Origin of the sequence: Staphylococcus americanisciuri, from assembly GCF_024814435.1 — a bacterium.
In the GTDB taxonomy this organism is placed as follows: domain Bacteria; phylum Bacillota; class Bacilli; order Staphylococcales; family Staphylococcaceae; genus Staphylococcus; species Staphylococcus americanisciuri.
In genome coordinates this window covers 138598-151938 of sequence record NZ_JANUXY010000005.1, presented here as the reverse complement: position 1 = coordinate 151938, position 13341 = coordinate 138598, and the positions used below count along the sequence as shown (strand labels likewise).

Below are 13341 nucleotides of genomic sequence, written 5' to 3'. Positions count from 1 at the left end.
AGGAGAGAAAACAAATGAAATTACCACAAGGATTAATCGTATCATGTCAGGCGTTGGAAGATGAACCATTACATTCATCATTTATTATGAGTAAAATGGCACTTGCGGCAAAAGAAGGCGGTGCTGTTGGTATTAGAGCAAACACAAAAGAGGATATTATCGCGATTAAGCAAGAAGTTGATTTACCGGTAATCGGTATTGTGAAACGTGATTATGATCATTCGTCTGTTTTTATTACGGCAACGAAAAAAGAAGTGGATGAATTATTGGAAAGTGGTTGCGAAGTTATTGCACTAGATGCGACATTACGCCAGAGACCAGCAGAATCTTTAGAAGACTTGGTGCAGTATATTAGAAGCCAAGCTCCTGAAGTGGAAATAATGGCAGATATTGCGACGTTAGAAGAAGCGAAAAATGCAGATCGTTTAGGCTTCGATTATATTGGTACGACATTGCATGGTTATACAGAAGATACACAAGGTAAAGTATTGTATGCGGATGACTTTGCTTTCTTAACAGCTGTTTTAGAAAATGTAAATCAAAAAGTGATTGCAGAAGGAAATGTCATCACACCAGAAATGTTAAAAGTAGTGTTTGATAAAGGTGTATATGCGTCTGTAGTAGGCGGTGCGATTACACGCCCACGCGATATTACTAAACGTTTTGTAAGTATGATTCAGTAGGAGGGATGACATGAAAATAACGAACTTAGGTACATCAACACAAGCATCCTTTTATGTAGCGACAGCGTTATATAAACAGATGTTGCACAAAAAAGAAAGCAAGTTAGGTCTAGCAACAGGTGGTACGATGTTAGACATGTATGAATCATTAGTGACATTGTTGGATAAAAATCAATTGGATGTCTCACAAGTTGAAACGTTCAATTTAGACGAATATATTGGCTTAACTGCGGAACATCCAGCGAGTTATCATCAATATATGAATCACATTCTGTTTGATCAATATGAAGGATTTGATCCATTGAAATGCCATTTGCCGAACGGTGCTGCTGAAGATCCAGAGTGTGAAGCCGCACGCTATGAGTCTTTGTTAGATGAACGAGGGCCGGTTGATATTCAAATCTTAGGAATCGGACAAAACGGACACATCGGTTTTAACGAACCGGGTACGCCATTTGATAGTGTGACACATTGTGTAGACTTAACAGAGAGTACAATTGAAGCAAACAGTCGTTATTTTGACGATAAAGCAGATGTTCCCAAACAAGCGATTTCCATGGGCTTACGTTCTATTATGAAAGCTAAACGTATCATCTTATTAGCATTTGGAGAACAGAAAAAAGAAGCTATAACGCAACTGGCGACTGGGAATATCACACCAGACGTGCCAGCAACCATCTTACATTTACACCCAAACGTAGAAGTATATGTAGATGATGCAGCAATGCCAGATTTATCATAGACTTAACAGTAACGCCCTTAACATTCACAGTAGAAGAAAAGTGAGTGTTAAGGGCGTTTAATTTGAACTGTATGAGAGTATGTTAGTTATAGAAACTTTATACCTTAAATCTAATCTTTATTTAATCGTTGAATCTGACTGATATAATATGAATATACACTTTTTGAGGGTATGGCATTAATGTTTTTCTTTGAAGATTCGCGCATTGTTAGTTTCTAATAACTGTCAATAATATTTGGAGATATCCTTTAGACTTTTTACAAATCCTTCTTTTTCATTTTATTTAGTTCGTTATTTTCTTTTTTTCTTCTATCTTTTCGACCACGATTCCACTCTTCAAATAAGAATATCAATCCTAAACTTAAAAACAGTATAAAAGATAAAAGACTATTATAATAATTTGAAAGATATAAATATATCATCGTAAACACATAAGCAATCGGAATGATAGCTCCCCATAGGAAGTGTTTTCTACTAGCCATAAAATACTGTAATGCAACTATGCCCATAACTGTCAATATAGTTGTTAAGGTGGACATTATTAAAAACCCCTTTCTCTTTTGTATTTTTCTATAATTAAACTAGTGGTTTCTAACGACATTTTGTTTTCTATCGCTAAACTTTTAATAAGTTCAGCGATAGGCTCAGATTGTCTTTTTTTAGAATTTTCTATTGATGGTTGAACCGTAATCGAATTGTTGGATATGATACACATCATATTCTTTAGGCAATATTTTTAAACCCCCTGAGTTTAGAATAAATTCTAAGTCAGCTTTATCTAGATGTTCAAGACAAGTGAAAACTTTTGTACATTCAATATATCCCTTTCATAATTTAATATAACATATTTTGGTTCTGTATCTTTTGGTGATAGGGGAGTATGATGAGTCATTCTATACAAAAAAACGCACAAATACAACGAACTGTACGTTAAATGAAAACAGCTATTTCAATTTAGCTGGAGCTATATGACAAATAAAACTAGGTACTTATAACTATCTTGCCATCACAGAAGCTGAACAGCAACATTTATCCATATAGGGTTATTGCATTTTCATGCCCCTTAGGACAGATAATTGTATATTAATAATTTTCCTCAAATAAAAATTTTAGAAAATTCAATCAATAAACTTTTTTTATGTTATGATACTGAAGAGGAAGGGATAATATACTTTATTTAGCGTATTTTTTGCTTGGGAGGAAGGTTTCATAAAATCGAGGTGACTGTAAAATGTTTAAGAAAGATTTGATATTAGATATTAAAAATTCAAAGTTAGCTGTCTTGATACTGATTCTTTTAATATCTACTTTAATAGCAACTTTTATGCAGTTTGTTAAAGGGGAATTGTTTCAAAGTGCGATTGACTATAACTATAGCAAAGTCACGTTTTACATTGTCGTGTTTGGCGTGATGGTCATTTCAGAAGTGCTGTTTTACTATTTGGAATGGTTATATGAGAACCGATTAATTAAAAAAGCATTTTCAAAACAAAAGGCTTCGATTGGTAAACAGTTATTAAATGTCAAAGATTTTAAAGATATTGAAAGTATCAGAGAGAAAAAGTTAAATGTCCTAACCAATGTAGTAGATAGTTTAGAACACGCCTATTATCAAAGTTTTTTCTCGGTCTTTTATTTATCGTTCAGGGTGTTATTTGTGTCTATTGCACTATTATACATTAATGTCTATATCGGGCTAGTGGTTATTGCGTTTATGTTTATTCCTTTGTTCATTACCAAAGTTTTTAAAGAGAGGTTATCCACTTTAGAAGATCTTCTATATAACAAAAAAGGGAAGAACTTGGATTTTTATAAAAACTTAATGGATAACCTAAAATATATGAAAGTTTTTAATTTAAGTGCAGTACTTTTCCCAAAGTTAAGAAAGAACGTTGAAAAAGAATATGAAGCTTGGGGAGAATCTAAAAATTACCAAGCGACTTTAAATGCGTTATACTCTTTATTTTCATATTTATCTCACTTCATTATATTGACGATTTCAGTCATTTTGATTTACAAAAAAATCATAAACCCAGGTATGGTGATTACACTTCTTGGGTTAGTTGAACAGCTCAGTATGCCAATACTCAACCTATCAAGAAGTATCAACAGCATTAATAGTACTAAAAAATTGAGATGTCAAATACAACAAGAGCGTACATCTGAAGAATATGAAACAGAAGTACATGCGACTTTTAATGAAAAATTAGTGGTTGAAAATCTACATATTCCGATTGATAACAATGTTTTAATGTATAAAGATATGTCTTTTTATCCGAATAAAAAGTATCTGATTACTGGTGAAAGTGGGACGGGGAAATCTGTATTTTTAGAGACTATTTTAGGGATGAACTCAAACTATACAGGCACCATTAACTATGATTATCAAGTTTTAAATCAACAGACGTATGTATTTGATGATATTTCTTACATTTTGACGGATAACGCGTTATTTAATACGTCAGTTGTTTATAACATATTGTTTAAAACAGACTATACCGAGGCAGAATATAAGTATATGAAGCAGTTATTGCCAGAAAAAGTTATTAACGAGCAACAAATTGGCAATTTATCAAGTGGTGAAAAAAGGCGTGTGTTATTACTTAGAGGGCTTATGTCTGGTAAGAAAACATTAATCTTTGATGAACCGACATCTAATTTAGATGCGCATACGAGTCAAAAGTTCTGGCAGATGCTTATGGCAATTGAACAGAGAACTATTATTATCATTTCGCATCATACACCAGTGGGTATACAAGAAGAATTTGACTTTAAACTTAATTTTTCTGAATATATTGAAAGAAAAGTATGATATCAGTATGCGGTTTTAATAGAAACAAGGGGGGATAATATGAGTGATTTAGCTATTAGAATGGATCACATTAAAGTAACATACGATACCCAAGATGTTTTTTCATTTGAACATTTAACAGCGTACAAAGATGAAAGGATTGCGATTGTAGGGGGAAATGGTGTTGGGAAAAGTACATTATTAAAGTTAATATATGGTGCTATAATCCCTACCCAAGGTCATATTGAAAGACATGTACACTTCAATTATATGTCGCAATTGGAGACGAACAATTCAGTATCTAATTCAGACGATTTGGATTTTAAAATGTTGTCGGAGTTGAAGGTTCCTGAAAATGAATGGCACCAACTAAGTGGTGGTGAGAAGCGTAAATTAAGCTTAACGCACACATTATCATCTTATTCAGAAGGCTTATTGTTAGATGAGCCGACCACACACATGGATGCACAAGGTATTCAACAGCTGATTGATTATCTTAAATATTATTATGGGTTACTGATTTTTGTAAGTCATGACAGAGCTTTTATCAATGCGTTAGCAACGAAAGTATGGGAAATTAATGATCATACAATTGAAGTTTTTTCAGGAAATTATGATGCGTATATAGAACAAAAAGAAGAACAAATTGCGTATATTGAACATGAAAATGATAAAAAGCGTAAAGAAAAAGAACGGTTAATGGCAGCACTTGAAGATAAGCAAAAAAAGGCAGAAAAAGTCGGTGAAGCGAGTCAGAAAAGTAAGAAGAAAAATATAAAACCTAATCGCTTGGCGGCTTCTAAGCAAAAAGATACGGTTCAAAAAAATATGTTCAAAAATATGAAGCATATTGAACAACGTATCAAAAAAATTGGAAAAGAAACAGCGTTACAGGAAGAACGACACATTGAGTTCCCCACAATCAAAAGTTTAGAAATGCATAATAATTTTCCAATTATGGGACAAGATATTTATCTGAAACTTGGCGATAAAACATTATTTGATGGTGTACGTTTTCAAGTACCAAAAGGTGAGCGTCTTGCGATAGTTGGAGACAATGGTGTAGGAAAAACATCGCTATTACATTATATTGTGAATGAACAAGCAGGGATTACCATTTCTCAAAATGCGAAGATTAAAGTGTATAACCAAATGGACTATATCCCCAAAAGTAATCAAAGCATTCTGACTTACCTAGGAGAAAACACATACTATCATACAGAATTCATTAGAAATATTTTGATTAATTTAGGGTTTGATGAAAGAACATTAAATCATAAGAAAATAAATGAGTTAAGTGGTGGAGAATCAACAAAGATAAGTATTGCGAAGTTGTTAGTAGAACCATCGAATATTTTGATTTTAGATGAACCGACGAATTTTTTAGATGTGCATACGATTGAAGCACTGGAAAGGCTTTTAAAAAGTTATAAAGGGACGGTTATTTTTACATCACACGATCAAAAATTTATAGACCAAGTTGCGACATTGGTATGGCGGATTGAAGACGGTAAAATAAAATATTAGTTGTCGGTTGTCCATTTTTTATAAATAACACGTCTGAAAAAATTGTTGGATAAAAGTATACAACAATCATTATTTCATTGTGAACGACGGGATTGCGAATACAGATGATTCATGTGAAGCGGCTAAACAATGTCGTGAAGCGATAGAAGACTGATTTGATGTTTTTATATAACTGTCAACTAATCCTAGATGAACTTGGGCAAACACTCAAGCAGATAGAGGCTGAGTTGGCAGAACACGTTGTTCAACAAGCTTTTATATCAGGAAAAGGATGCGCTAGTTTTATTGTGAATAGCTTTGCGATAAGTTTAAACTAGCTCAGATAATAAGTGTATGTTGTGGAAGAAAAGATAACGTCTACCCTTTAATAAGGTGATTGTGTCTGCTTTAGGTTCGACAATGCATTTATAATTGCTAGTGGATAAAGCGACAATCAGTACTGTTAATTTTAACTGTGGAAAGATCTTAACAACATTAGATTATTTGGACAAGGTGCCAAGTGTTGTTAGACAGTTTCATTTGAGATATGCAGTCACAGTTGAATGTGAGTGAAGAAACAATGCAAGTCAATCGTGCAAATCTAGAATAAATATACTATAAAGAAGTCATTGGTTGTTAATAGAGCCAGTGGCTTTTTCTATATCTCAATATGATAAAATGGTAGAAAACGTATTCAAAGAAGTGAGTATCGAATGGAACTATTAAAACGTATTGAACAGTATGCCAAAAACGAGCCGCAAGCAGTCGCACTATGTATTGACGATATATCAATAACTTATGATGAACTATGGACAAAAGTGAATCAAGCAATGGTGATGTTACCAGATACTTGTGTCGCTTGTGATGTTGCTTTGTCGTTTGAGAAAGTAGAAACCTTTGTTGTAGCGTATTTAGCATTATTGCGTAAAGGTGCCACACCGTGTGTGATGGATCCACATTGGGGAGCACAACGTTGTGAAGCACTGTATAAAAAATATGATATTGCTTATATTTGGGATGATACAGGGTTACAAGTAACGACTTATCAAGGTGTATCTCATGAGTGCTCTCATTTACTACATATTGGATTTACATCTGGAACAACGGGATTGCCTAAAGCTTTTTATCGGGATGAGGCTTCATGGATTGCCTCTTTTGAAGAAAATGAACGATTGTTAGCAAAACATGTTATTGCGCAATGTCCTACGATGGCGGCGCTCGGTCCATATGCCCATTCTTTAACGTTGTATGTACTTGTATATGCCTTGTTTTATGGGAGGACGTTTATTGGTCAAAATAATTATGATGTCCAACAATGTCAACATGTGATTGAAAGATTGGCACGTCCATGTAGTCTGTTTCTTGTGCCGACGATGGTGCATGACTGGGTACAAGGGTTAACAAGCAATGCGTATATTGCCTATATGTTTGTGACGGGAGATAAGTTGTCGTCACAATTGCACGAAAAGCTAAAAATAAAGTTACCAACAACGACTGTTTATGAATTTTTTGGCACGTCTGAAGCAAGTTTTATTAGTGTGAACCGTAATCAAACGGCACCACTTCAATCAGTTGGGCATTTGTTTCCAAGTGTGAATGTAAAGATTGATCAACCAAATGCACAAGGCATAGGTATGTTAATGGTTAAAAGTCCAATGACGTTCTCTGGATATGTTGGAGACGTGTTACCTGAATGGATTGAAACGGGTGACTACGCCTCAGTTGAAGGAGATATTCTCTATTTACACGGTCGTATACAAGACCGCATGATTATTGGTGGGAAAAATATTTCATTATTTACAATTGAACAGGCTCTTAAAACGATAACAGGGATTGATGAGGTCATTGTTATACGTCAACAACATCAAAAGTTTGGGGAGTTAGCACTTGCATTGTATGAAGGCGATACACAATTAACGTATCGTGTAGTGCGTGAACAATTAGAAGATGTCTTATCACGTTATGAATTACCATCGAAGTTGATATGTGTGCCTAAACTGCCACGCACATCAAGTGGAAAAGTATCGAGACGGGCAGCGCAACTTTTATATGAACAGGGGGCATGGCAATGAATGAAGCAGTCATTGTTGCAGCGAAGCGAACACCGATTGGCCGATATGGTGGCAGGTTACATCAATGGGAACCTGAAGATTTGTTGAAACCATTAATTCAACATTTTCAAGAGTCATTACCTATTGATTGGCAACAATTGGATGATGTGATTTTAGGGAATATTGTCGGAAATGGTGGCAATATTGCACGGAAAAGCTTGTTATCAGCAGGATTGGATTTATCGATACCGGGTGTGACAGTGGATCGACAATGTGGCTCAGGACTTGAAGCCATTCATCTCGCTTGTCGCATGGTCGAAGCAGGGGCAGGTCATTGCTATCTGGCTGGTGGTGTGGAAAGTACAAGTCGTGCGCCATGGAAGATGAAACGCCCAACGTCACTTTATCCAACCGAACCACCACAGTTTTATGAGCGTGCTGCATTTGCGCCAGAAGGACAAGATCCAACGATGATTGAAGCGGCAGATAATGTTGCATATGCATATGATATTTCTCGTGTGGCTCAAGACCAATTTGCTTATGACAGTTACATAAAGACTGTCAGAGCATATGACTCGGGTAAGTTAACAGATGAAATGTTGTCACTTAAAGTGAATGGTGAATGGATGACACAAGATGAAGGAATGCGTAGACATATTCGATTAGACCGATTAGCACGCCTCAAACCTATTTATCCCGATGGCACTGTCACGGTTGGTAATTGTTGTGCGAAAAACGACGGTGCTGCGCTCGTGGTTGTTATGTCGAAACAATATGCCTTATCGTTGGGGATTACGGAAGGCTTACAGTTCAAAGATTATGCGATAAAGGGTGTTGATCCCAAGCTATTAGGGATTGGGCCTGTTCCAGCCGTGTCGCGTATTTTAGAAGAACAAAACTTGAAGATGTCGGATATAGATGCTGTTGAGTTGAACGAGGCTTTTGCATCACAAGTGCTAGCCTCTCAACGGGCACTTGAAATTCAGCCGACACAGTTAAACCGCTACGGAGGGGCTATTGCGATTGGTCACCCGTATAGTGCGAGTGGTGCAATCCTAGTGACACGCTTGTTTTATATGACAGACTGCCCATTAACGATTGCGACAATGGGTATAGGGGGAGGAATGGGCAATGCCGCATTATTCGAACGTTGGTCGCACAGAAACACGATACGTTAAAGTAGATGAATCCGTATTATATGCCTATCAAACATTATTTGGCATGCCACTAAGTCAAGAAGTCCCCTTGCTCTTTTTTGCGCGTTACTGGCGTGGCTTCACGCTTTTTGAACCATTTATTGGTGCAGAAGTCATGTTAGTAGATACAACCTTAAAATATGTGACGCCCTTATATTGCGACGAGTCAATCAAGGCGACATTAACATTTAAGTCAGCAAAACAAATTAAAAACTTTGAACAATTTCGTTTTGAACTCGTGTTAAACGATAGCAATGTCATACAACAAACTTTTGTATGGAGGAACAGTTAATGAAGTTTTCAGTAGGTGATGTGGCACAATATTTAAAAATAGTGAGAGATGACAATCCGATACACAATCAAATTGTACCAGGACAAATGATTGTTCAAAAGGTGTTACGGGACTATGGTATGCAAAACATATCTTGTAACATACGCTATAAGCAACCCGTGTACATCAATGAACCATTAAACGTATATCAAGATAGTGAAGGATTTGTTGTGAAAAACGAGCAAGGGATAGTGAAATTGAACATCGTAGTGATGTGACATTAACAAACTTGAATTGTAGAGAAGGTAATTGAAGGGTAAAAAATTTGTTTTATACTAAGTATACGAGGAAATAAGTAATAAAATAAACTGATAATAATTGGGGGGGAATATGAAAAATATTTATTTTGATTTAGATGATACATTGATTCAAACACAAGAAGCATATGCATATGTTAATGAACAATTATCCCAAATAGTTTCAGCAGAGACTGAATATAGTCCTACTGAAGTGATGCATGTCATGAATAAGATTGATATTGGAAAAATCTCAACATTGTCATTTTCACCAGACAGGTATTGTAATAGTTGGGTCGAGACATTCCATAAATTAATGCCATCGGGGTCATACAATGAAAAAGAGGTTTTCAAGCTTGCAAGCTCTATTTTTACAATGGATATCCCTTTGCATAGCGATGCCAAAGATGTTTTGAGCGATATCAAATCTCATAGATATACCGATGTAAAGTTGAATGTGTTAACGCATGGTGATAAAGCGATTCAAATGAAACGGATTGAAGACTTAAACTTACAGGAACTTTTTGATGATATATGGATAGTGGATCATAAGGATACTAATACATATCACCAATTATCTTCAGGCAAGGATATCATGATTGGTAATTCTATTAATCATGACGTCGTTCCTTCTATAGAAAGTGGTTGGAATGCGTATCATATTGAGCGAAAATTGAGTTGGGATTATGATGGGAAAAAGAAAAACAGTGACTTAAATTTTGAATCATTTCAAGATTTAAGAGATATATGGCAGGCTATTACGAGTAATAAGGAGGATACCAATGGAAATAAACCCTAGAACAAAATCAAAAGTAATAAAAAAAGAAAATTTGCTGATAGAAAAGATATCATAGGCACTCACGGAGAAGAAGTTTTTAATGATGAGAAGTTGATAAAACATATTCATCAATATTGGCATTCAAAGGGGCAAAATGGTTGTGTGTTTGCTCAAAGTTTGGCTAAGTTAGATGAAGAAAAGACAGGGTAGTATAAGCAAGTTATTTATGATATTGATGTCAAAGAAATAGATGACATTATTACTGAAGCTATTAATGATAACCAAGATGATGACGTTTTATTTAGTATAGAGGGGACTTAAAGCTTGCTGATAAAGTGAAGATTAAGACTACAAACGGCTGTATTAACTGTTGCTCCTTTCAGTGATGATAATGCTAAACATCCACGACATATTGTGGCGAATGGCGTTACAAAAGAAATGTTCAATCACTATGCATATAAGAAAGTATTGTCAAAAGGAGAACATCATACTCAAGGTAAGAAATACGATGTCAAACATGATTTATACGATGTTTTCCCAAAATATATGAAGATTACGTATAAAGATTTTAAAATAGATAATGAGCACCAACGTGTTATGCTAAACTATCAACGACAATTTTTAATGGGCCATCAAGCATCAAGTGTGGCTATTGAGACGAAAGGATTGCACTATTTGGTAAAGGTTTATGGTCACCGTTCAGCATAACGGGAGTATTACTTTTAACTATCTCATTAATGAGTCTTGCATTATGGTTGAGTCATAAAACGTATGTACAATAAAAGTTTACTTTCTAAGACAATTATGGAAGTGAACTTTTTATATTTTAAAGAAACTTAGTTGATTATTTATTGTAATTTTCAGAAAATAACTATATCATAAATTTATACGCATGTTGGAATCGTTACAAAACAAAGGGGGGATGTAATGATGAAATCAGTTATTCTTGTATTATTTGATATTATTTCCAACTTTGGATCGCGGATTTTTAGTTTTGCTTGTGCGTTTTACATACTGCAATACACAGATACCAGCTATATGTATAGTGTGTATTTAGCGCTCATTGTTTTATGTGGTATTATGACTAGTCCAATCATAGGGGTATTTACGGATAGCATGAACAACAAGTGGCTTGTTATCACGGCGCAAATGGCAACGATTACGATATTGATGGTCTTTTTCTTCTTATATGATAATGTGGGAGTTCAATTAATTATTGTTACCGGTATGGTGCTAACAATTACGGATAGTGTCAATATGTTAATTATCCAATCGAACCTACAAAATATTGCTGAAAATCATTTGGAACGTATCGTATCGCTTAGACAAACGATTATCACAATCGTGACGTTTTTAGCACCAATGGCAGGGGGCGTACTCATCGCATTCGTGTCGATACAAACATTGGCGACACTAACGCTTGTGACGGAGAGTCTTTCACTCGTATTGTTGTTGATGTTGCCATTAAAGACATACTTGGAAAAAACAGAGCGTACCAGTTTTATAACGAATTTTAAAGAAGGCTTTGGTTATTTGAAGCGAGATAGAATTATTTTGCTGTGTATTGCTATAGGGCTTAGTATTAACTTCTTGGTCAATTCGATTGTCGTAGGGATACCGATTATCGCCATTCAAACGCTGGGACTTAATTCTCAACAGTTCGGCGTTATAGAAGCGTCATTAACAATCTCGATTTTTTTGACATCTTTATTGTTTTCCGTTTTTCCAATTCAGTCACATTTATTTAGAAATATCAAAGTATCTATTTTATTGTATAGTGTCATTTTAAGTGGACTTGGCATCTTTTTATTTTTTGATGTATCACATACCGTTGCATTCATCTTTTTAATCGGTGTGTATGCTGGTATCGGTTTTGCGATGCCATATTTTAATATTCCATATAGTATTTATTTACAAAAAACGATTAACGATGCCTATAAAGGCCGTGTTTTTTCAATTAACCAATCTGTCGTACAAGCACTAATGCCATTATCGATGTTTTTTTACGGCATCATTTTAAATCAACATGAAGGTATGGTCTTTTTACTAACGGGTATCGCCACGTTTGACGTCCTTGTCGTATTTTCAATATTGTCACGTTCATATCAAGATATTGCTGAAGTATAGCAATTAACGCCATGGGTTACGAAAACCGCATGGCGTTTTGAATGGTTATTAAATTTCAGCGACTTCAACGTCGATTTTTTCGATACGATTGTATGCACCGTGGTCAACAGGGCCAACAAAGTCATTCATTTTCCAGCCATTTTTGATTGCTGAAGCGACGAAAGCTTTTGCATTAATGACAGCTTCTTTTGGTGATTGACCATTCGCAAGGTTAGCTGTTGTTGCCGCTGCGAATGTACAGCCTGCACCGTGGTTATAGCTTTGTTGGAACATATCTGTTGTTAATTGATAGAATGTGTTGCCATCGTAGTATAAGTCATATGATTTATCTTGATCTAATGCTTTACCACCTTTGATAACAACGTGTTGTGCACCTTGCTGATGAATAATTTCAGCTGCTTTTTTCATATCGTCCATTGACTTCAATGTTCCTAATTTTGATAGCTGACCTGCTTCAAAAAGGTTTGGTGTCACAACTGTTGCTTTTGGTAATAAGTATTCAATCATAGCTTCTGTATTGCCAGGATTTAAAACTTCATCTTCCCCTTTACATACCATGACAGGGTCTACTACGAAAAATTGTGCACCTGACTCAACGAACGCTTCTCCTGCACGTTTGATCACTTCTTCAGTACCTAACATCCCTGTTTTGACAGCATCTGGACCAATGCTGATCGCTGTCGCAAGTTGTTTGTTGAATACATCGAATGGAATTGGTGTAACATCATGAGACCACGTTTCCTTATCCATTGTAACGATGGCTGCAAGTGCGACCATCCCATATGTATCAAGCTCTTGGAATGTTTTAAGGTCAGCTTGCATACCTGCACCTGCACTTGTATCTGAACCTGCGATTGTTAATACTTTCTTTAATGCCATGTGACATCCACTCCCTTATAT

At 35.4% G+C, this 13341-nt stretch carries 13 protein-coding genes; 11 read left to right on the top strand and 2 right to left on the bottom strand.

The genetic code is table 11. From position 1 onward, the window contains the following. Positions 1–14 precede the first annotated feature (14 nt). Entirely contained in the window at positions 15–683 is a 669-nt protein-coding gene (locus NXS11_RS06505; protein ID WP_259199935.1) for an N-acetylmannosamine-6-phosphate 2-epimerase, read from the top strand. A gap of 10 nt (positions 684–693) precedes the next feature. Next, a complete protein-coding gene (gene nagB / locus NXS11_RS06500) occupies positions 694–1425 on the top strand; it encodes a glucosamine-6-phosphate deaminase (RefSeq protein ID WP_259199933.1) in 732 nt (243 codons plus the stop codon). A gap of 257 nt (positions 1426–1682) precedes the next feature. Here nagB and NXS11_RS06495 read toward each other — a convergent pair whose 3' ends face one another. After that, positions 1683–1964: a hypothetical protein gene (locus tag NXS11_RS06495; RefSeq protein WP_259199931.1), complete on the bottom strand. Its 282-nt coding sequence runs from the start codon at positions 1962–1964 to the stop codon at positions 1683–1685. 692 nt (positions 1965–2656) lie between these two features. On the opposite strand from NXS11_RS06495, the gene NXS11_RS06490 reads away from it, so the two are divergent. The 9 genes from NXS11_RS06490 to NXS11_RS06450 all read left to right on the top strand — a co-directional run bounded on the left by NXS11_RS06490 (position 2657) and on the right by NXS11_RS06450 (position 12441). Continuing rightward, a complete protein-coding gene (locus NXS11_RS06490; protein WP_259199929.1) occupies positions 2657–4237 on the top strand; it encodes an ATP-binding cassette domain-containing protein in 1581 nt (526 codons plus the stop codon). A 39-nt stretch (positions 4238–4276) separates the two neighbouring features. Then, a complete protein-coding gene (abc-f, locus tag NXS11_RS06485) occupies positions 4277–5743 on the top strand; it encodes a ribosomal protection-like ABC-F family protein (RefSeq protein ID WP_259199928.1) in 1467 nt (488 codons plus the stop codon). Positions 5744–6435: 692 nt separating this feature from the next. Then, on the top strand, positions 6436–7794 hold the full coding sequence (locus NXS11_RS06480; RefSeq protein WP_259199927.1) for an AMP-binding protein: 1359 nt from the start codon (positions 6436–6438) through the stop codon (positions 7792–7794). Continuing rightward, a complete protein-coding gene (locus NXS11_RS06475) occupies positions 7791–8951 on the top strand; it encodes a thiolase family protein (protein ID WP_259199926.1) in 1161 nt (386 codons plus the stop codon). The genes NXS11_RS06480 and NXS11_RS06475 overlap by 4 nt, the downstream gene beginning before the upstream one ends. After that, entirely contained in the window at positions 8905–9261 is a 357-nt protein-coding gene (locus NXS11_RS06470) for a VraC family protein (RefSeq protein ID WP_259199925.1), read from the top strand. The genes NXS11_RS06475 and NXS11_RS06470 overlap by 47 nt, the downstream gene beginning before the upstream one ends. Next, on the top strand, positions 9261–9518 hold the full coding sequence (locus tag NXS11_RS06465) for a hypothetical protein (protein ID WP_259199923.1): 258 nt from the start codon (positions 9261–9263) through the stop codon (positions 9516–9518). Before NXS11_RS06470 ends, NXS11_RS06465 begins: the two co-directional genes overlap by 1 nt. A gap of 112 nt (positions 9519–9630) precedes the next feature. Continuing rightward, positions 9631–10335, top strand: coding sequence for an HAD family hydrolase (locus tag NXS11_RS06460; RefSeq protein ID WP_259199922.1), 705 nt, complete (start codon positions 9631–9633; stop codon positions 10333–10335). A gap of 393 nt (positions 10336–10728) precedes the next feature. Further along, a complete protein-coding gene (locus tag NXS11_RS06455) occupies positions 10729–11022 on the top strand; it encodes a DUF1958 domain-containing protein (RefSeq protein ID WP_259199921.1) in 294 nt (97 codons plus the stop codon). A gap of 222 nt (positions 11023–11244) precedes the next feature. After that, positions 11245–12441 carry an MFS transporter gene (locus NXS11_RS06450; protein ID WP_259199920.1) on the top strand — a complete coding sequence of 399 codons (1197 nt, stop codon included), beginning with the start codon at positions 11245–11247 and terminating at the stop codon, positions 12439–12441. A gap of 48 nt (positions 12442–12489) precedes the next feature. Here the strand turns inward: NXS11_RS06450 and thiD are convergent, their stop codons facing one another. Further along, positions 12490–13320 carry a bifunctional hydroxymethylpyrimidine kinase/phosphomethylpyrimidine kinase gene (thiD, locus tag NXS11_RS06445; protein WP_259199919.1) on the bottom strand — a complete coding sequence of 277 codons (831 nt, stop codon included), beginning with the start codon at positions 13318–13320 and terminating at the stop codon, positions 12490–12492. Between the last annotated feature and the right edge of the window lie 21 nt (positions 13321–13341).